At 71.1% G+C, this 20331-nt stretch carries 13 protein-coding genes; 1 reads left to right on the forward strand and 12 read right to left on the reverse strand.

What is annotated here, in order from left to right:
• Positions 1 to 29: 29 nt before the first annotated feature.
• The 6 genes from rpsG to rplJ all read right to left on the reverse strand — a co-directional run bounded on the left by rpsG (position 30) and on the right by rplJ (position 10380).
• Positions 30 to 500: a 30S ribosomal protein S7 gene (gene rpsG / locus ACWF41_RS10370; RefSeq protein WP_380321609.1), complete on the reverse strand. Its 471-nt coding sequence runs from the start codon at positions 498 to 500 to the stop codon at positions 30 to 32.
• Positions 500 to 874, reverse strand: coding sequence for a 30S ribosomal protein S12 (gene rpsL, locus ACWF41_RS10375; RefSeq protein WP_380321606.1), 375 nt, complete (start codon positions 872 to 874; stop codon positions 500 to 502). The genes rpsG and rpsL overlap by 1 nt, the downstream gene beginning before the upstream one ends.
• 471 nt (positions 875 to 1345) lie before the next feature.
• On the reverse strand, positions 1346 to 5227 hold the full coding sequence (locus ACWF41_RS10380; protein ID WP_380322277.1) for a DNA-directed RNA polymerase subunit beta': 3882 nt from the start codon (positions 5225 to 5227) through the stop codon (positions 1346 to 1348).
• Positions 5228 to 5284: 57 nt separating this feature from the next.
• Positions 5285 to 8797, reverse strand: a complete 3513-nt coding sequence (rpoB, locus tag ACWF41_RS10385) for a DNA-directed RNA polymerase subunit beta (protein ID WP_380322280.1) — start codon at positions 8795 to 8797, stop codon at positions 5285 to 5287.
• Between the two features lie 537 nt (positions 8798 to 9334).
• On the reverse strand, positions 9335 to 9727 hold the full coding sequence (gene rplL, locus ACWF41_RS10390) for a 50S ribosomal protein L7/L12 (RefSeq protein ID WP_380322283.1): 393 nt from the start codon (positions 9725 to 9727) through the stop codon (positions 9335 to 9337).
• 122 nt (positions 9728 to 9849) lie between these two features.
• A complete protein-coding gene (gene rplJ / locus ACWF41_RS10395; RefSeq protein WP_380322286.1) occupies positions 9850 to 10380 on the reverse strand; it encodes a 50S ribosomal protein L10 in 531 nt (176 codons plus the stop codon).
• Between the two features lie 590 nt (positions 10381 to 10970).
• Here rplJ and ACWF41_RS10400 point away from each other — a divergent pair.
• On the forward strand, positions 10971 to 12302 hold the full coding sequence (locus ACWF41_RS10400) for an MFS transporter (protein ID WP_380322289.1): 1332 nt from the start codon (positions 10971 to 10973) through the stop codon (positions 12300 to 12302).
• On the opposite strand, the gene ACWF41_RS10405 is transcribed toward ACWF41_RS10400, so the two are convergent.
• The 6 genes from ACWF41_RS10405 to rplA form a co-directional block, all read right to left on the reverse strand.
• Positions 12299 to 14842 carry a CHAT domain-containing protein gene (locus ACWF41_RS10405; RefSeq protein ID WP_380322292.1) on the reverse strand — a complete coding sequence of 848 codons (2544 nt, stop codon included), beginning with the start codon at positions 14840 to 14842 and terminating at the stop codon, positions 12299 to 12301. The genes ACWF41_RS10400 and ACWF41_RS10405 overlap by 4 nt on opposite strands.
• Positions 14843 to 14858: 16 nt before the next feature.
• A complete protein-coding gene (locus ACWF41_RS10410) occupies positions 14859 to 16694 on the reverse strand; it encodes a S8 family peptidase (protein ID WP_380322295.1) in 1836 nt (611 codons plus the stop codon).
• Between the two features lie 67 nt (positions 16695 to 16761).
• The gene (locus ACWF41_RS10415) at positions 16762 to 17283 is read right to left on the reverse strand and encodes a hypothetical protein (protein ID WP_380322304.1); all 522 of its coding nucleotides are present in this window, start codon (positions 17281 to 17283) and stop codon (positions 16762 to 16764) included.
• A complete protein-coding gene (locus ACWF41_RS10420) occupies positions 17280 to 17915 on the reverse strand; it encodes an RNA polymerase sigma factor (protein WP_380322298.1) in 636 nt (211 codons plus the stop codon). Before ACWF41_RS10420 ends, ACWF41_RS10415 begins: the two co-directional genes overlap by 4 nt.
• A gap of 223 nt (positions 17916 to 18138) precedes the next feature.
• Positions 18139 to 19380 carry a glycosyl hydrolase family 18 protein gene (locus ACWF41_RS10425; RefSeq protein WP_380346773.1) on the reverse strand — a complete coding sequence of 414 codons (1242 nt, stop codon included), beginning with the start codon at positions 19378 to 19380 and terminating at the stop codon, positions 18139 to 18141.
• Between the two features lie 183 nt (positions 19381 to 19563).
• Complete coding sequence (gene rplA, locus ACWF41_RS10430; protein WP_380323554.1) at positions 19564 to 20274, reverse strand: 50S ribosomal protein L1; 711 nt, start codon at positions 20272 to 20274, stop codon at positions 19564 to 19566.
• Between the last annotated feature and the right edge of the window lie 57 nt (positions 20275 to 20331).

The following is a 20331-nucleotide window of genomic DNA, read 5'->3' on the forward strand; positions in this document are numbered from 1 at the left end:
GGGGATCACCCGGAGCCGTCCTGAGCGCATCACCAGCGGTAGTGCGCGAACGCCTTGTTCGAGTCGGCCATCTTGTGCATGTCCTCGCGGCGCTTCACCGCGGCACCGAGGCCGTTGGAGGCGTCGAGGATCTCGTTCATCAGACGCTCGGTCATCGTCTTCTCGCGACGGGCGCGCGAGAAGTCCGTGAGCCAGCGGAGCGCGAGCGTCGTGGAACGGGCCGGACGGACGTCGACGGGAACCTGGTAGGTGGCGCCACCGACACGGCGGGAGCGGACCTCGAGAGCCGGGCGGACGTTCTCCAGCGCGCGCTTGAGCACGACGACCGGGTCCTGGTCCGTCTTGGCACGGACACCCTCGAGGGCGCCGTAGACGATCGCCTCGGCGGTGGACTTCTTGCCGTCGAGCAGGACCTTGTTGATCAGCTGCGTGACGACGGGCGACCCGTAGACGGGGTCGACGATGAGCGGCCGCTTGGGGGCCGGACCCTTGCGAGGCATCAGGCCTTCTCCTTCTTCGCGCCGTACTTGCTGCGGGCCTGCTTGCGGTTCTTCACGCCCTGCGTGTCGAGCGCGCCGCGCACGATCTTGTAGCGGACACCCGGGAGGTCCTTCACACGGCCGCCGCGGACGAGCACGATCGAGTGCTCCTGCAGGTTGTGGCCGACGCCCGGGATGTACGCCGTGACCTCGGTACCCGAGGACAGCTTGACGCGCGCGACCTTGCGGAGCGCGGAGTTCGGCTTCTTGGGGGTGGTGGTGTACACACGGGTGCACACGCCGCGCCGCTGGGGGGAGGACTTGAGGGCGGGCGTCTTCGACGCCGTGGCCTTCGTGCTCCGGCCCTTGCGGACGAGCTGCTGGATCGTAGGCACTACGTCTCCGTCGTCTTCTCGAGCTCACGAGGGCCGGCCGGCCCTCGACGGTGGTCTGTCTGGCTGGTGCGTGCCGATCGCATGCGGCACCGGCGGCCCTCACGGACCGCAACGCCACTTACCACCGGCTCGATGGCCCGGGCCCGCTCCCCCGTCCTCGCGGACGGTCCGAGCGATCTTCCCGGGGTACCTGTGCGCTCAGGTCGGCGACGCCTCCGGCAGCCGGCCCGAGCCGAGGCTCCGGACTGACAGCGGGATGCGCGCGCGACGGCACGGGCACGGCTTCCAAGATTACCCGCGGAAGCAAGCGGGGTCAAAGGAACGAGGCATCCGCTCGGTGTGACCTGCGCCCGGCCCCCCGCCGAGGTAGTTCGATTCTCGGCGAGGTGGTACGCAGCACGCCGCGCCCGCTCGGTGAGCGGACGCGGCGTACTCCCTCGCCGAGGATCGAACTACCTCGGCGCTATGGCATCAGCGGAAGTCGCCGAAGTCGAGGTCCTCCAGCGGGATGGCCTCGCCCGTGCCCATGCCGAGCGTCGGGAAGTCGATCTCGTCGTAGCCGAAGCTCGGGTAGAGCTCCGCCTTCGCCTGCTCGGTGGGCTCGACCTCGATGTTCCGGTAGCGGGGCAGGCCCGTGCCGGCGGGGATGAGCTTACCGAGGATGACGTTCTCCTTGAGGCCCAGCAGCGGGTCACGACGACCGCTCATGGCCGCCTCGGTGAGCACGCGGGTCGTCTCCTGGAAGGAGGCGGCCGAGAGCCACGAGTCGGTGGCGAGCGAGGCCTTCGTGATGCCCATGAGCTCCGGACGGCCGGAGGCCGGCTGGCCACCCTCCGCCACGGCACGACGGTTCGCGTCCTCGAAGCGGACGCGCTCCGCGAGCTCACCCGGCAGCAGGTGCGAGTCACCCGAGTCGAGCACGGTCACGCGACGCAGCATCTGCCGCACGATGACCTCGATGTGCTTGTCGTGGATGTCCACGCCCTGCGAGCGGTAGGTCTCCTGGACCTCGTCCACCAGGTGCTTCTGCGTGGCACGCGGGCCGAGGATGCGCAGCACCTTCTTCGGGTCGACGGCGCCCTGGACCAGCTGGGTACCGACCTGGACCTGCTCGCCGTCCGTGATCAGGAGGCGCGCACGCTTGGTCACCGGGTAGCGGATCTCCTCGCCACCGTCGGCCGGCGTGAGGACCAGGTGGCGCGTGCGCTCCGTGTCCTCGATCGCCACGGTGCCCGTGTACTCCGCGATAGGCGCCTCACCCTTGGGGGTGCGGGCCTCGAAGAGCTCGGTGACACGCGGCAGACCCTGCGTGATGTCCTCCGCGGAGGCGACACCACCGGTGTGGAAGGTACGCATCGTCAGCTGCGTGCCCGGCTCACCGATGGACTGCGCCGCGATGATGCCGACGGCCTCGCCGATGTCCACCAGCTTGCCGGTGGCCAGGGAGCGGCCGTAGCACTTGGCGCAGGTGCCGACGCGCGACTCGCAGGTCAGCACGGAGCGGACCTTGACGTTCTCGATGCCGGCGGCGATGACCTTGTCGATCACCACGTCGCCCGCGTCCGAGCCCGCCTCGGCCACGACGTTGCCGTCCGCGTCCACGACGTCCGTCGCGAACGTGCGCGAGTAGATGCTGGTCTCGACGCGCGGGTGCGGCACCAGCACGTCGCCGATGCGCTCGGCGACGGGCAGCGTGAGGCCGCGCTCGGTGCCGCAGTCCTCCTCGCGGATGATGACGTCCTGCGACACGTCGACGAGACGACGGGTCAGGTAGCCGGAGTCCGCGGTACGCAGCGCCGTGTCGGCCAGGCCCTTGCGGGCACCGTGCGAGGCGATGAAGTACTCGAGGACGGACAGGCCCTCGCGGTAGTTGGACTTGATCGGGCGGGGGATGATCTCGCCCTTCGGGTTCGCCACGAGGCCGCGCATACCGGCGATCTGACGGACCTGCATCCAGTTACCACGGGCGCCCGAGGACACCATGCGGTACAGCGTGTTCCGCGAGTTGCTCTCGAGGTTCTCGCGCATGACCGACGCGATCTTGTCGGTGGCCTGCGTCCAGATCTCGATGAGCTCCTGGCGACGCTCGTCGTCGGTGATCAGACCCTTGTCGAACTGGTCCTGCACCTTGAGCGCGCGCTGCTCGTGCTCGTCGAGGATCGTGTCCTTGACCGCCGGCATCGCCACGTCCGAGATCGCGATCGTGACGCCCGAGCGCGTGGCCCACCGGTAGCCGGCGTCCTTCAGCGCGTCGAGCGACGTCGCGACGTCGACCTTGGGGTAGCGCTCCGCGAGGTCGTTGACGATCGTCGAGAGCTCCTTCTTGCCGACGACGCCGTTCTGGAACGGGTAGTCGATCGGGAGCGCCTCGTTGAAGATCGTGCGGCCCAGGGTGGTCTCGAACAGCAGCGTCTGCCCCTGCTCCCAGCCCTCGGGGGCCTCGAAGCCGCTGGTCGGCGGCACGAGGTCGGACATCCGCAGCTTGATCGTGGCGTTGAGGTCCAGCTCGCCGCGGTCGAGGGCCATGATCGCCTCGGCCTGCGAGGAGAACACGCGCCCCTCCCCCGTCGCGCCGGGGCGGTCCGAGGTGAGGTGGTGCAGACCGATGATCATGTCCTGCGAGGGCATGGTCACCGGACGGCCGTCCGACGGCTTGAGGATGTTGTTGCTCGAGAGCATGAGGATGCGGGCCTCGGCCTGCGCCTCCGCGCTCAGGGGCAGGTGGACCGCCATCTGGTCGCCGTCGAAGTCCGCGTTGAACGCGGCGCACACGAGCGGGTGCAGGTGGATGGCCTTGCCCTCGACGAGCTGCGGCTCGAACGCCTGGATGCCGAGGCGGTGCAGGGTGGGGGCACGGTTCAGCAGCACCGGGTGCTCCTGGATGACCTCCTCCAGCACGTCCCAGACCTCGCCGCGGGTGCGCTCGACCATGCGCTTGGCGCTCTTGATGTTCTGCGCATGGTTGAGCTCCACGAGCCGCTTCATGACGAACGGCTTGAACAGCTCGAGCGCCATCTGCTTGGGCAGACCGCACTGGTGCAGCTTGAGCTGCGGGCCGACCACGATGACCGAACGGCCCGAGTAGTCGACGCGCTTGCCGAGCAGGTTCTGACGGAACCGGCCCTGCTTGCCCTTGAGCATGTCGGAGATCGACTTCAGCGGGCGGTTGCCCGGGCCGGTGACCGGACGGCCGCGGCGGCCGTTGTCGAACAGCGAGTCCACGGCCTCCTGGAGCATCCGCTTCTCGTTGTTGACGATGATCTCCGGCGCGCCCAGGTCGAGCAGGCGCTTGAGCCGGTTGTTGCGGTTGATCACGCGGCGGTACAGGTCGTTCAGGTCCGACGTCGCGAACCGGCCACCGTCGAGCTGCACCATCGGGCGCAGGTCCGGCGGGATGACCGGGACGGCGTCCAGCACCATCGCCGTGGGCGAGTTGGTCGTCGTGAGGAACGCGTTGACGACCTTCAGGCGCTTGAGCGCGCGCGTCTTGCGCTGGCCCTTGCCCGTGCGGATGGTCTCGCGCAGCGACTCGGCCTCGGCGTCCAGGTCGAAGCTCTCGAGGCGCTTCTGGATCGCCGCGGCGCCCATCGAGCCCTCGAAGTACGTGCCGTACCGGTCGACGAGCTGGCGGTACAGCATCTCGTCACCCTCGAGGTCGGCGACCTTGAGGTTCTTGAACCGGTCCCAGACCTGCTCGAGGCGGTCCAGCTCCGCGTCGGCACGCTTGCGCAGCTGCGCCATCTCGCGCTCGGCGGAGTCGCGCACCTTGCGGCGCGCGTCGGCCTTGGCGCCCTCGGCCTCGAGCTCGGCCAGGTCGGCCTCGAGCTTCTGGGCGCGGACGTTGATGTCGTTGTCGCGGCGGTCCGAGATCTCCTTCTTCTCCAGGTCGATCTCGTTCTGGAGGTTCGGGAGGTCCTCGTGGCGGGCCTCGTCGTCGACCCACGTGACCATGTAGGCCGCGAAGTAGATGACCTTCTCCAGGTCCTTCGGGGCCAGGTCCAGCAGGTAGCCGAGGCGCGACGGCACACCCTTGAAGAACCAGATGTGCGTGACCGGGGCGGCGAGCTCGATGTGACCCATGCGCTCACGGCGCACCTTCGAGCGCGTCACCTCGACGCCGCAGCGCTCGCAGATGATGCCCTTGAACCGCACGCGCTTGTACTTGCCGCAGTAGCACTCCCAGTCCCGGGTGGGGCCGAAGATCTTCTCGCAGAAGAGCCCGTCCTTCTCCGGCTTCAGGGTGCGGTAGTTGATGGTCTCGGGCTTCTTGACCTCACCGTGCGACCAGGCACGGATGTCGTCGGCCGTTGCCAGGCCGATACGCAGCTCGTCGAAGACGTTGACGTCGAGCAAGATGTCCTACTTCCTCAAAGCTTTTCGAATGTCCGTGGAGTTCAGCTGGTCGCTGGATCAGATCTCGTCGACCGTGGCGGCCGAGTTGGGGCGTCGGGACAGATCGATGCCCAGCTCCTCCGCGGCGCGGTACACCTCGTCGTCGGACTCCTTCATCTCGATGGAGGTCCCGTCGCTCGAGAGCACCTCGACGTTCAGGCACAGCGACTGCATCTCCTTGAGGAGCACCTTGAAGGACTCCGGGATGCCCGAGTCGGGGATGTTCTCGCCCTTGACGATGGCCTCGTACACCTTCACGCGGCCGGGGACGTCGTCGGACTTGATGGTGAGCAGCTCCTGCAGCGTGTAGGCCGCGCCGTACGCCTCGAGGGCCCACACCTCCATCTCACCGAAGCGCTGGCCACCGAACTGCGCCTTACCACCCAGCGGCTGCTGCGTGATCATCGAGTACGGGCCGGTCGAGCGCGCGTGGATCTTGTCGTCGACCAGGTGGTGGAGCTTGAGGATGTACATGTAGCCCACCGACACCGGGTCCGGGAACGGCTCGCCGGAGCGGCCGTCGAAGAGCCGGGCCTTGCCGTCGGTGGCGACCATGCGCTCGCCGTCGCGGTTCGGCAGGGTCGTCGAGAGCAGGCCGCGCAGGCCGGACTCCTCGAGGCCGTCGAACACCGGCGTCGCCACCGGCGTCCCCGGCTCCGACTTCGCCGCGACCGCGGGCAGCGTCTCCTTCCAGGAGAGGTCGTCGCCCTCGGCCAGCTCGATGTCCCAGCCGCGGCTGGCGACCCAGCCCAGGTGGGTCTCGAGGACCTGGCCCACGTTCATACGACCGGGCACGCCCAGCGGGTTGAGGATGACGTCGACCGGGGTCCCGTCGGGGAGGAACGGCATGTCCTCCTGCGGCAGGATCTTCGAGATGACGCCCTTGTTGCCGTGCCGGCCGGCGAGCTTGTCGCCGACGGTGATCTTGCGGCGCTGGGCGATGTAGACGCGCACCAGCTGGTTCACGCCGGCGGGCAGCTCGTCGCCGTCCTCGCGGTTGAACTCGCGCACGCCGATGACCGTGCCCTGCTCGCCGTGGGGCACCTTGAGGGACGTGTCGCGGACCTCGCGGGCCTTCTCGCCGAAGATGGCGCGCAGCAGGCGCTCCTCCGGGGTCAGCTCGGTCTCGCCCTTCGGGGTGACCTTGCCGACCAGCACGTCGCCCGCGCCGACCTCGGCACCGATGCGGATCACGCCGCGCTCGTCGAGGTCCGCCAGGACGTCCTCGGAGACGTTCGGGATGTCCCGCGTGATCTCCTCGGGTCCGAGCTTCGTGTCGCGGGCGTCGACCTCGTGCTCCTCGATGTGGATCGAGGAGAGGACGTCGTCCTCCACGAGGCGCTGCGACAGGATGATCGCGTCCTCGTAGTTGTGGCCCTCCCACGACATGAACGCCACGAGCAGGTTGCGGCCGAGCGCGAGGTCGCCCTCGTCGGTCGCCGGGCCGTCGGCCAGCACGGAGCCGACCTCGACCCGCTGGCCCTCGTCCACGAGCACGCGCTGGTTGTAGCTGGTGCCCTGGTTCGAGCGGCGGAACTTCGCGGCGCGGTACGAGCCGGTGGTGCCGTCGTCGTTCGCGACGAGGACCAGGTCGGCCGAGACCTCGGTGACCACACCGGGCTTGGTCGCCACGATGACGTCGCCGGCGTCGACGGCCGCACGACGCTCCATGCCGGTGCCGACCAGCGGCGCCTCGGAGCGCACCAGCGGCACGGCCTGGCGCTGCATGTTGGCGCCCATCAGCGCGCGGTTCGCGTCGTCGTGCTCGAGGAACGGGATGAGCGCCGTCGCGACGGACACCATCTGACGCGGCGAGACGTCCATGTAGTCGATCTCGGCCGGCGGCAGGTCGTCGGTCTCGCCACCCTTGGTGCGCACCAGCACGCGCTCGCGGAGGAACGTGCCGTCCACGGCGAGCTCGGTGTTCGCCTGGGCGATGATGTGGCGGTCCTCGTCGTCGGCGGTCAGGTAGACGATCTCGTCCGTGACCTTGCCGTCGGTGACCTTGCGGTACGGCGTCTCGATGAAGCCGAACGGGTTGATGCGACCGAACGACGCGAGCGAGCCGATGAGGCCGATGTTCGGGCCCTCAGGGGTCTCGATCGGGCACATGCGGCCGTAGTGCGACGGGTGGACGTCGCGGACCTCCATGCCGGCGCGGTCGCGGGACAGACCACCCGGGCCGAGGGCGTTCAGACGACGCTTGTGCGTCAGGCCCGCGAGCGGGTTGTTCTGGTCCATGAACTGCGACAGCTGCGAGGTGCCGAAGAACTCGCGGATCGACGCCACCACAGGGCGGATGTTGATCAGCGTCTGCGGAGTGATCGCCTCGACGTCCTGCGTCGTCATGCGCTCGCGGACCACGCGCTCCATGCGGGACAGGCCCGTGCGCACCTGGTTCTGGATGAGCTCTCCGACGGCGCGGATGCGGCGGTTGCCGAAGTGGTCGATGTCGTCCGTCTCGACGCGGACCTCGACCGGCTGGCCGTCGCGGGTGCCGGGGATGGTCGCCAGGTCGGCGTGCAGCGCGGCGAGGTACTTGATCGTCGCGACGACGTCCGTCACGGACAGCGTGGAGTCGGCCAGCGGCGCGTCGACACCGAGCTTCTTGCTGATCTTGTACCGGCCGACCTTCGCCAGGTCGTAGCGCTTCGGGTTGAAGTAGAAGTTCTCCAGCAGCGCGCGACCGGCCTCGACCGTGGGCGGCTCGCCCGGACGGATCTTGCGGTAGAGGTCGACGAGGGCCTCGTCCTGCGTGTGGACGTGGTCCTTCTCGAGGGTGTCGAGGATCGACGGGAAGTCCGCGAACTCCTCGCGGATCTCCGCCTCCGTGAGACCGAGGGCCTTGAGGAGGACGGTGACGGGCTGCTTGCGCTTGCGGTCGACGCGCACGCCGACGGCGTCGCGCTTGTCGATCTCGAACTCGAGCCAGGCGCCGCGCGACGGGATGACCTTCGCCGAGAAGACGTCCTTGTCGCTCGTCTTGTCGGGCGTGCGCTCGAAGTAGACGCCCGGGGAGCGGACCAGCTGCGAGACGACGACGCGCTCGGTGCCGTTGATGATGAACGTGCCGCGCGCGGTCATGAGCGGGAAGTCGCCCATGAAGACCGTCTGGCTCTTGATCTCACCGGTCGTGTAGTTCACGAACTCGGCCGTCACGAACAGCGGCGCGGCGAACGTGAAGTCCTTCTCCTTGCACTCGTCCGCCGTGTACTTCGGCGGCTCGAAGCGGTGGTTCGAGAAGGAGAGGGACATCGACTGACCGAAGTCCTCGATCGGCGAGATCTCCTCGAAGATCTCCTCCAGGCCCGACGTCGCGGGGACGTCGTTGCGGCCGGCCGACGTCGCGGCCTCGACCCGGGCCTGCCAGGCGGGGCTGCCGAGCAGCCAGTCGAAGCTCTCGGTCTGCAGCCCGAGGAGGTCGGGGACCTCGAGCGGCTCGTAGATCTTGGCGAAGGAGACGCGGCGGGAAGCGGTGCGGTTCGCGATGGCGTCGGCGGACGGAACAGAAGGGGTGCGCGAGGCAGCCAAGAGGGGTCCTTCCCTGCAGTTCGATGGCACGCTGTACGCTCTGCGAGGGCTGGAGGCGCCGGACCGCGGGAGAGGACCGTCCCAGGGGTCACGAAGACGTGATCACGGAGGGCGGGGCTTCGTCGGCGGGGAGGCGTCGGGGCACAAGCGAGCGCAAAGCGCTAGCGTAGCCAGAACTTCGTCGTTTGTCCACTCGCGCGGGCACACGAGCGGACGCCCTCGGTTCTGGGTCTTTGAGGACGTTGTCTCGGTGGCCGCCATATGCCGCCCAAGAAACGGTTGTCGGACCAGCCTAACCCGTGCTATGGCCGTCCGGCCAGGCGTCGGCGCGCGACGTCGGTCACGGCACGACACCTCCACAAGCGGGCCGCTCCCCCGCCACGTCGTTGCCGCACCGCTCGCTCGCGGCGGCAGCTCGAGCTGCCGCGCCGACGTCGTCGGGCGTGCCGGGCCGTCGTCGATGGTCAGACGCAGCGAGGCCCGCACCCCCGAAGGGATGCGGGCCTCGCGGAGCGATGCGCGGCTAGGCCGCGACGATCACTTGAGGGTGACGGTGGCGCCGGCGCCCTCGAGGGCAGCCTTGGCCTTCTCGGCCGTCTCCTTGTTCGCGGCCTCCAGGACCGGCTTCGGGGCGCCGTCCACGAGGTCCTTGGCCTCCTTCAGGCCGAGGGACGTGAGCGCGCGCACCTCCTTGATGACCTGGATCTTCTTGTCGCCGGCGGCCTCGAGGATGACGTCGAACTCGTCCTTCTCCTCGGCGGCCTCGGCGCCACCGGCACCGCCGGCGGCGGGGGCGGCGGCCACGGCGGCGACCGGGGCCGCGGCGGTGACGTCGAACTTCTCCTCGAAGGCCTTCACGAACTCGTTGAGCTCGATGAGCGTGAGCTCCTCGAAGGCGGCCAGGAGCTCGTCGGTGCTGAGCTTCGCCATGATGGCGTTCCTTTCGATCAATGTCCCGTGGCGCCTGTCGGCCGGCCACGTGATCCGGGTGGTGCGTCCTGGGACCCGGGGGCCCCGCAGAAGCAGAGGGGGTGGTGCTCGCCGCACCGCCGTCAGGCGGCAGCGGCCTCCGATTCCTGCTTCTGACGCAGGGCATCGATGACGCGAGCGGCCTGGGCCGGCTTCGCAGTGAAGGCGTAGGCAGCCTGGTAGAGCTTGGCCTTCATCGCGCCGACCGTCTTGGCCAGCAGGACCTCGCGGGACTCGAGGTCCGCGAGCTTGGTGACCTCTGCAGCGGTCAGCGGCTTCCCGTCAAGGACACCGCCCTTGATGACCAGTGCAGGGTTCGCCTTGGCGAAGTCACGCAGACCCTTGGCGGCCTCGACCGGGTCACCGGTCACGAACGCGATCGCGGACGGACCCTTGAGGTCCGCCTCGAAGGCGTCGATCCCAGCCTCCTTGGCCGCGATGGAGGTCAGCGTGTTCTTCACCACGGCGTAGGTTGCGTTGCCGCTGAGCGACCGACGCAGCTCCTTGAGCTGCGCGACGGTGAGCCCGCGGTACTCGGTCAGCACGGCCGCGTTCGAGTCACGGAACTTGTCCGCGACCTCCGCGACAGCGGCTGCCTTGTCCGGCCTCGCCATGGCAATCCTTCCGGTGGTGGTGCCACCGGTACCCGGAAAAGAAAGGAGCCCCGGCGCAGGTGCGCACGGGGCTCGGAGCTCACAGCGGACTGTGTGATCGTCGTCGTGTCACCTACGCAGGCCCCCGCACTCTTCGCGGGACTTCGGTCTTCGGCTTCCTGGGCGAGCCCGGGCAGCGTCTGACGACCGGCGGTCTTGGGTTACCCGACGATGCTAGCGCACGCAGCCCCTCGGCCCAAGCCGCGGACAGCACATTGTGACCCAGATCATGGTGCTGCTAGCTTCACCCCGCGGCTGCGTGGGGACGTCGAACATGAGCGCCCCCTCCCATGGGCCACCGAGCCCGCGTGCCATGCATCTCGTCCAACGCAACGAGGAAGGAAGCGACGATGAGCGACCCCATCACCATGGGCCACTGAGCCTGCTTGCCCCGCATCTCGTCGAGACGACACAGGGAAGGAAGCGTCGATGAGCGACCCCATCACCGTGGGCCACTGACACACCGTCGTGCCCGCCCCAGACCCCCCCCCCCGCGACCTGGTTCCGTCCCGCCCGAGGGGTGCCGACCACCGAGAACGGACAACCTTTCTGTGACTCCTGGCGACACGGCGCCGACGCTGAGGCAGATCGACCGGCGGTTCACCGCCCTCACGGCACTCCGCTGGCTCCCGTCCGGGCTGTCGGTCCCGACGATGGTCCTGCTGATGCAGGAACGCGGACTGGACGTGCGCACCGTCGGCATCCTGCTCGCGGTCCTGGCGGCGGCGATCATCGTGCTCGAACTCCCGTCGGGCGGGTTCGCCGACGTGGTCGGCCGTCGTAACTCTCTCCTGATCTGCGGATCCTTGAGCGCACTCGCCGCCCTCGGCTTTGCCTTGAGCCCCGGCATCGGCGCTTTCGCCGTGACGATCCTCGTCCACGCGGTCGCCAAGGCGCTCGACTCCGGGCCCCTGAAGGCGTGGTACGTGGACGCCGCACAGTCGCTGGATCCCGACGTGGACCTGACGCCAGGCTTCGCCCGCGCGGCGACGGCCGAGTCGCTCGGTCTGGGAGCCGGCGCGCTGCTCGCAGGCGGTCTCGTCGCCATCGCGCCGTTGCCCGCCGCGGAGGGTCCGATACTTGCCCTGTCCGTGCCGTACCTCGCCGGGAGCTGTCTGACGTTGCTGTCGCTCGGACTCGTCGCGCGCTGGGTCCACGATCCGCCGCGCCAGCGCGCCCTCGTCGTTCGCGAGATCGTGACGCGAGAAGTTCCGGCGACCATGGCGCGAGGCGTCCGCCTCGCGGTGACGCGCGGGCCATTGCGCAGCATCGCGCTCTACATAATCGCCCTCGGCGTCGCGCTGTCGGGCGTCGAGCTGCTCGCACCCACCGCGTTCTCGGGGTTCTTCGGTGGCGGCTCGGCCGCGTCCGGCTTCTACTCGGTCCTGGTGACCGCGGGGTTCGCGGGGTCGGCACTCGGTGCGTCGCTCGCACCTCGCGTCGCGCAGCTGGTCCGCGGTTCGCGCCGTGGCGCAGGTCTCGCGACGGCGGTGGCGGCACTCGGGATCTGCGGGCTCGCGGTGCCACTCGTCGGGTTCGCGGCCGCCGGGTACTTCCTCGTGTTCCTGCTCCTCGGGATCGCCAGCCCGCTCGTGGACGAGGCGACGCAGAGCGCGACGCCGTCGGACCAACGCGCCACCGTCGGCTCCGTGATGTCCCTGGCGATGCAGTCGGGCGGAGTTCTCGCGAACGTCGTCTGCGGCGCTCTCGCGGCATCGGTCGCCCTGCCCATGGGCGTGGGTGTCATCGCCCTCGGCCTGGTGCTCGGCGCCGTCGCCATCGTCACCAGCACGAGCACGAGCGGGGATCGCCGCACCCGGACCTCCCGCGAACACCCTGCAGGCGACCCTTGGACGGCGGGCCAGCCCGCCGGTCGCCCCTAGAGGACCAGCGGCCCGAAGCACACCAGCGGGACAGGCTCCGGCTCGTCCGCCACCGCCCGGGCGAGTGCCTCCCCCGGCCGTAGCCCGTCGCGCAGCCCCACGTGGAGCACCGGCATCACTCGGACGGCGACGTCGTCGCGCAGCGGCGCGACGCTCGCGATGACGGCCCGGGCACCCATGCGTAGCAGCACGCTGGTCAGGCCGAGCGGCTCGCCCCCCTGGCGGATGCTCGCGGACCCCACGTCGCATGCCGAGAGGACCATGACTGCCCGAGTCAGGTCGTGCCCATCCAGCTCGTGCGCGAACAGCGGTCCGTCGGCCAGGAGGAGGCTCGAGAAGACCGGGTTGTCCGGCTCGTGCGAGCCGTGGGTGGCCAGATGGACCACCGATGCCTCCTTGACCGCGCCTGCGACCGCCGCGCAGGTCGCCTCGCCGTCCACCAGGGTCCGCGCCGCACTCCCCCACACCCTGGCCACCTCGGCGGCCTCCGCGCCCGCCAGCCGAAGGCCGGGGCCGGCGACCGCCAGTGCCGAGCCGGCTTCCCACCCGCCATCGCCGCTGGTGACCCAGGAATTCACGACCGTCGACACTCCGCGCCGGGACGGCAGCATGGACCACGGGACCGACACCAACCGGTCCCGGGCCGCGATGTACACGGGCCCGTCGACGTCGGCGCCCCGGAGGAGTGCGTCGTCCAGCCAGGCCAGGCTCCGTGCGAGGGACTGCGAGACGGTGGCACGCAGCGGCGGGGGGAGCAACGGGTTGGACAGCGCCCCAAGGTCTGCGCGCACACGACGCGCCTGCTCGAGCGTCTGCTCCAGCGGGGCCAGGTCGAGCAGGCGCGTGCCACCCCCGTCGACCCGCACCGCGCAGACCCGGCCCTTGATCATCATGAGGTCGAGGACGGTGCGGTCCGAGCCCGCCGCCCGGAGCTCCGCACGCAGCGCGCGGGCCGAGGTGGCCTGCGGCACCCCCGCGTGGCCGTCCGCGTGCCAAGACCGTTCGCGGGCCCGGCTCTGGAGCCGGCGCGCGTCGCGCCGGAGCCGCGCCTGCTCGATCCCGGAGGTCGCGTCCCCCTCGAGCTGCCGGGCGCGCTCGGCTAGCCGGCGCGCGCTCCCCACGAGCGCGGCCATCTCAGGGTCCTCGGGGGGCTGCACCCTCCCGGACCCCGCGAAGGTGGCGCGACCGCGCTCCACCGCGTCGAAGACCGCGTCGGGACGCCCTGAGCGCATGGCCGCGTCCAGGTCCACCGACTGGAGCCGGATCCCGTGGACCGACGCGGCGGTGACCGCCTCGACGGAGCCCAGCCGCTGCCGGTGCTGCGCCAGGAGCTGGTGGCCCCTGCGCACCGCGGCGAGACCGCGGCGCCGGTCCTCGTCCGCGAACGCCGCGAGGGCCCTCACGACCTGGGCGCGCAGCTGCGTGCCCAGCGAGAGCCCCGACGGCGGCGGCAGCCGGCGCAGCCGCTCGGCCGCCACGTCCGGCCGCCCGCCGCGCACGGCCCCCTCAGCGACCACCAGGTCGAGGTCGACGGCCACGCGGTCGGCGCCCGGCAGGGCCCGCGCGCGCTCGGCGAGGCGCGCCGCGTCGTGCGCGAGCCGCAGGAACGCGCGCGGCGGCGCACCCTCGTCAACGAGCACCTCGTGCCGCGCGTCGATGGTGATCAGGCCCGCCCGCAGGTCGAGCAGGTCGTGACCGGCCCGTCGTGCCCGCCCCCGCACACGCCGGGCGACGGCCATCGCCTCGTCGTAGCGCCCCAGCCCCACCAGGCACCGGGCCTGGCCGAGCTGCGCGTCGATGAGGTCGCGCCACGCGCGGGTGTCCGCGAGGACGTCGGCGGCCATCCCGAGCGCCTCGGCCGCCTCGGTCAGCAGGCCGGCCTCGTAGAGCACCGCGGCCTTGTCCATGAGGCCGATGCCCGCGTGCTCGGGTGGCGAGCTCTCCGCCGCAGCGTCCATCGCCCGGAGCGCCGCCGGCAGATCGCCGCCCAGGTAGCGTGCGTAGCCCAGGTTGTGCTCGGCCATGAGCTCGACCGCGGTCTCCCCCACCCGGTGCGCGAGCTCCCGAGCGCGCTCGAGGTCCCTGACAGCCACGTCGAGCTCGCCGGTCTCGAGGCACAGCCAGCCCCGGTTGATGAGGACGGGCACGAGGTCCCGCTCGTCCATGATCCCCACGAGGGCCGCGTCGAGCTCGGCCCGCGCCTGGGCGAGGTCCCCCATGCGCATGAGCTGCAGGCCACGGTGCCCCTGCACCACCGCGACCATCGACTCGTCGCGAGCCCCCGACGCGAGGACCTGCGCGGCGTCGAGGAGGTCCAGGACGACGTCCCGCTCGGCGCCACGCTCGTACTCGCAGGTGGCGATCCCGACGAGGACTCGCGCGCGGGCCCGGACGACGTCCGCGCCGCCCGGGCCCTGCATCCCGTCGAGCCTGCGGAGGGCGGCGCGGTAGGTCCGCAGGGCGAGCCCGAACCGCCGGTGCGACCGGGCGCTCGTCCGTGCCCGTTCGATCTGCTCCAGCACGGCCTCGAGCCCGTCCACGCCTCACCTCATGTCGTCACCCTCGGTGGGCACCCTCCACCGACAGCCCGCCGGTCGCACCGCTGATGGCCGACCAGATCTGCTGCACCCTCGTGGGGACGAGCGTATCGGCGTCGTCCTCCGCACCCAACGCGAGGGCGTCCTGGCGCAGTGCCAGGAGCTCCCGGGCGATCTCGCCCGCCAGCACGGGGGCGGAGAAGGAGGTGCCGCTCCACGTCGCGAACCCGCTCTGGAAGCCCTCAGGGTCGATGGTCGACCGGAACTGGTCCGAGTGCCGCTCCTTGATGCGCAGCGAGGGCGTCACCGGACCGTCGAGCGTGACGGGCACGGTACTCACCACGCCGGCGCCCGGCCGCAGGCAGGTGACCCACGGCCCGTCGTTGCTGAAGAGCGCGGTGGTCCCGTCGGGGTTCAGCGCCCCCACCGTCAGGATTGGGGGCCGCTCGGACGACGTGTCCCCTGCCTCCGTGATGGTCGGGGGCACGGACCGCCGGTCGACCTCGGGGGCGAACGCTGCGGGGAACTCGGGCCGTGTCTCGCCGTCGTTCCCGGCCGCGACGACGACGGCGACGCCGGAGTCGCGGAGCTTGGCGAGCACCGCGCGGAGGGGGTGGTCCCACCGCATGTCCTCCGGGCGCTCGTGGTAGTAGCCCATGGAGAGCACGACCACGTCGACCGGCACGTACCCGTCCTCGCCCGCCAGCCCACGGTCGTGGAAGCGCGCCAGCCGGCGCAGCGAGTCGATGACGTCGGACTCCGCCACGACCCCGGACCCGCCGACGGTCCGCACGGGCAGGAGCAGCGCGTCCGGGCAGACCTGGTGCACGATGCCGGCGATGAAGGTGCCGTGCCCCGCGACGGGGTCCAGCGGCCCGGTCAGCGGCGACGTGCTCGACCCGCCGATCTCGGCGTCCTCCTCCGGGTAGCGCTGCGCGGGGTAGGTCCCTATGGGCTCCCCGTCGAGCAGTGCGTCCCGGATGACGACCCCGTTGCCGTCCGACCCGCCGTCGGCGTCGTAGGTCCCGAACCAGTCGTGCGTCCCGATGCCCGTGTCGAGCACGGCGACGACCGGGCGGGCCGCGCCGTCCGGGGTCCGCCGCATGTCGCCGTCGTCACGCACGTGGCGGGTCGGGGCGGCCCCGAGCCAGCGGACGGGAGCACGGCCGCCCGACCCGGCGACGCCGTACTCCGCGAGCCCCTCGACCGGGTGGGTCGAGAACGGGTGGGTCGAGAACGGGTGCGTCGAGAACGGGTGCGTCGAGAACGGGTGCGTCGAGAACGGGTGCGTCGAGAACGGGTGCGTGGAAAACGGGTGCGTGGAGAACGGGTGCGTCGAGAACGGGTGCGTCGAGAACGGCCGCGTCGACATGACGTGGTCGAGGCTGAGAGACCAGTCCGTCGAACGGTCGTCGCCGTCGGCCTCGAGCGCCTCCCACGCGTCGGGCTGCGCGTCCTGGCTCTCGGGGAGCAGGCGGAGCACGAAGCCGCGCTGGTCGTCCACGTCGCCGAGCAGGTCCGACGACGCGCCGTCCTCGCGGTAGTGCACCTGGAGGCTCACCCTGCACCCCTGGCGTCGTGCCTCCCGCTCCACCCGGGTCGCCTGCGCGGCGTCGTCGGGGAAGTCCACGTCGAGAAGACGAGGGCGTGCGTCGGGGGCCTCAGGTCGCCGCACCCGGTCACGCAGGCCGCGGGGCAGCTCGCCGTGCACGATCACCCGGTCAGCGACGTACCACGTCGGCTCGACCGCGCGACGCCCCGGGCGGGCGCGCAGCGCGTTCGGGTCCAGGTACCGCATCGGCGAGTCGGCCGGTCGCGGCTCGCGACCTCCCGGTCCAGTGGGCGTCTCGGTCACGGGTCCTCCTCGTCACGGGCGCGCCGGATCGGCGCAGGTCAGGTCCGGGCGCAGGTCGCGCCCGGGTTCAGAGCTCGACGACCGGGGTGGCGACGGTGAGGTCGCTGCCGTCGGGCAGTCGCACGAGCAGGCTGGTGGGGCCGCGGTCGACGGCGGTGAACGCGAAGCGGCCGTCGTCGTCGGCGGTGGTGACGCGCTCGCCACCGGGCTGGCGCAGCTCCACGACCAGGGTGTCCGCGGGAGCCACCCAGCCGTCGAGGCGCACGTGCGTGCCGTCGTCGTCGGTGGACAGCGCGATCATCACCGTGAGTCGCTCGTGCGTGAAGGTGATGGTGCGCGCCTCGAGCGGCGGGGCGTCACCGCGCACGGAGCCGACGGGCGCGTCGATCTGCTGCAGGTCCATCACCTCGGCCTCGAGGCGGGCGAGCGTCATCGCGAACAGCGACCGCTCGACGAGGCCCTCGGGCATCGGGTCCACCGCCTGCACGGCACGGCCGAGGCGGTCCAGGACGGCGACGTCACGCTCGTCCAGGGGCTCGTCCTCGCCGGGCACGGGCGCACCCCACGCGTTCTCGTGCTTCGGGTTCATGTCCACGAGGCCTCCCCTTGTTCGGTGAGGACGGCGCGCAGCTTCGCCAGGCACCGTCCCCGTGTGGCGCCGATGCTTCCCACCGGCATGCCGATCGACGCCGAGATCGCCTTGTAGTCCGGGCGGTCGGCGAGCGAGACGAGTCGCAGCAGCTCCTGGCAGCGCTCCGGGAGCTTGCGCAGCGAGGACCACAGGAGGCGGTCGCGCTCGTCGCGCAGCACCTCCGCCTCCGGGCCCGGGCCGGCGTCGGGCAGGGCCGCGGAGCCCTCCGTGACGTCGTCGGGCAGCTCCGTGCGGCGACGCTGGTCGGCGCGCCCCTTGCGGACCGCCTCCCACGCGGCCCGGCGGGCCGTCACGAGGAGCCACTTCAGCACGGCCTTCGGCTCCGCGATCGTGTCCGCGTGCCGCACCAGCGCCGCCCACGTGGACTGCACCACGTCGTCGGCGACGTCCCGGTCGACGCCCTGGGCGCGCACCGTGTGCCACAGCAGCGGGCTGGCCTCCCGGACCAGGTCGGTCAGGGCGTCGGTGCGCCCCTGGCGGAAGTCGAGGATCGCCCGCGCGGCCCGGTCGCCCAGGCTCTCGTCGGCGTCGGGCGCCCCACCGAGCGGTTCCTCAGTGGCTCGTGTCATGGCTGTTCGCACCTCGTGAGGGCTCGTCGAGAAGCCGGGGCGGCCGCGACCCGGAGTCTCTGAGCCTACGGCGTGCGCCGACGACGCGGCAGAGGCGGGTTGCATCCTCATGCAAGGTCCTCCTCCCGCGCGCGTGCGGAGCGGCGTACTCGTCATCGCCCGGAAAGAGGACGACCCGCACCGCGTGATACACGCGGCGCGGGTCGATCTCGACGGGCTCGGGTCAGCAGGCGCCCAGGTCCCGCCACACCCCCCACTGCCCGCTCTGCGCGGGGTTCTCGTTGGTGGTCCACCACTTCGCCTCGTACGTGTGCCCCTGGTAGGACACCCGGTTGCCGCCGGTGTAGACCGACGACGCGGCCCAGGCCGCCGCAGTGCAGTCGCCCGGGTCGACAGGCGGGTCGGTCGGGTCGACCGGCCGGTCGGTCGGGGGCGTGCTCGGCCCGGTCGCGAGGCGCCCGCCGACGACGTCCGCGAACGCGTAGCCGTTCGTGGCGTCCCAGTTGATCGACCAGGTCATGGCGCCGCCGATCGGGCCGTACGCCTTCGCGGGCGTGAACGCGCCGCAGCCCGTGCGCGCCTCGAGGCAGTCGAGGGCCTGCACGACGTTCGACGCGGGCTGGTACCCGCCGCCCGCGGCCCGGGACGTCGCGGGAACGCCGATGCCGACCTGGTCCGGGCGCAGGCCCATCTCGAGCTGGATGCACGACAGCGCGGTGAGGAAGTCGACCGTCCCCTGCGAGTAGACCTTCTGGTCGCACCCGAGCATCGACCCGGAGTTGTAGTACTGCGTGTTGACGATCGTGAGGATGTCCTTGATCGCCAGCGTGAGCTGGTAGTAGCCCATGCTCGTCGCCTGGTAGTCGATCGTCTGCGGCGCCATCGTGAGGATCAGGTCGGGCCCGGCCCTCGCCGAGAGCTGGTGCAGGGCGTCGGCCATCGCGGTGGCGTCGATGCCGTGCTCGAGGTCGATGTCGACGCCGTCGAACCCGTACTCCTGCATGAGCGCGTACGCGCTGTCGGCGAAGCTCTTCGCCTCCGTCGCGTTCGAGATGACGACGTTGCCCTTCTCGCCGCCGACGGACAGCACCACCTTGCGGCCCTGTGCGTGCATCGCGGCGACGTCGGCCTTGAACTGAGCCTCCGTGTAGCCGCCCAGCTCGGCGCTCGCGACCTCGAACGTGATGCCGCCCGGGGTGCCGGCCTGGTTCTCGGCGAAGGCGACCGCGACGAGGTTGTACGCCGCCGGGACCTGCGACAGGCGCAGCACCGTGGCGCCGTTGTCGAAGTTCTGCCAGTAGCCCGTGAGCCACGGGCCGCCGGCCACGGCGGCCGCCGCCGCGGGCTCCTGCGCGGCGGGGGCGGGCCCGGCGGCCGAGGCCAGGGCCCCGCCCGTCAGGGCGAGGGCGGCGGCGCCGAACGCCGCCACCAGGCCGGCCACGGCCCTCCTCGTTGCTGTTCTCACGGCGTGCTCCCTCGTCGTCGAGCGGTGCGGTCGACACGACGGTAGGCCCGCGGCCGCGTCCGACGGCATGAGGGATTCCCCGGCATCTGCGCCGGCGGGATGAGGGAGTTCGCGTACGACGACGGCCCGGCACCCTCGCGAGTGCCGGGCCGTCGTCCGTGGTTCAGCGGGTCCCTGCCGGGATCACGCCTCCTCGAGGAGCTTCGAGGTGCGCGACTGGTCCAGCGGGATGCCGGGGCCCATCGTCGTCGCCATCGTGGCCTTGGTGATGTACCGGCCCTTGGACGACGTCGGCTTGAGACGCAGGACCTCGTCCAGCGCGGCGGCGTAGTTCTCCACCAGCGCCTTCTCGTCGAAGGACGCCTTGCCGATGATGAAGTGCAGGTTCGCGTGCTTGTCGACGCGGAACTCGATCTTGCCGCCCTTGATGTCGGACACGGCCTTGGCCACGTCCATCGTCACGGTGCCGGTCTTCGGGTTCGGCATCAGACCACGGGGGCCGAGCACCTTGCCCAGGCGGCCGACCTTGCCCATGAGGTCCGGCGTCGCCACGGCGGCGTCGAAGTCGGTGTAGCCCGCCGCGACCTTGGCGATGAGCTCGTCGCCACCGACCTCGTCGGCGCCGGCGGCCACGGCCTCCTCGGCCTTGGCGGCGTTCGCGAAGACGATCACGCGGGCCGTCTTGCCGGTGCCGTGGGGCAGGTTGACCGTGCCGCGGACCATCTGGTCGGCCTTGCGGGGGTCGACGCCCAGGCGGAACACGACCTCGACGGTCGCGTCGTACTTGACCGTCGCGGTCTCCTTGGCGAGGCGAACCGCCTCGAGGGGGGCGTACAGGGCGTCGCGGTCGATCTTCTCCGCCGCGGCGCGGTACGCCTTGCTGCGCGTTGCCATCTGCTTCTCCTTCTGCAGTCGTGGTGAGCGGGTCCGCGCGGACCCTGCCACGTGCCC

This window comes from Isoptericola sp. NPDC055063 (genome assembly GCF_053608125.1).

What these genes read in the sequence shown, in the direction of transcription:
- rpsG (WP_380321609.1), bottom strand. Translation starts at nt 500, where the DNA reads ATGCCTCGCAAGGGTCCGGCCCCCAAGCGGCCGCTCATCGTCGACCCC.
- rplL (WP_380322283.1), bottom strand. Translation starts at nt 9,727, where the DNA reads ATGGCGAAGCTCAGCACCGACGAGCTCCTGGCCGCCTTCGAGGAGCTC.
- rplJ (WP_380322286.1), bottom strand. Translation starts at nt 10,380, where the DNA reads ATGGCGAGGCCGGACAAGGCAGCCGCTGTCGCGGAGGTCGCGGACAAG.
- ACWF41_RS10415 (WP_380322304.1), bottom strand. Translation starts at nt 17,283, where the DNA reads ATGAACCCGAAGCACGAGAACGCGTGGGGTGCGCCCGTGCCCGGCGAG.
- ACWF41_RS10420 (WP_380322298.1), bottom strand. Translation starts at nt 17,915, where the DNA reads ATGACACGAGCCACTGAGGAACCGCTCGGTGGGGCGCCCGACGCCGAC.
- rplA (WP_380323554.1), bottom strand. Translation starts at nt 20,274, where the DNA reads ATGGCAACGCGCAGCAAGGCGTACCGCGCCGCGGCGGAGAAGATCGAC.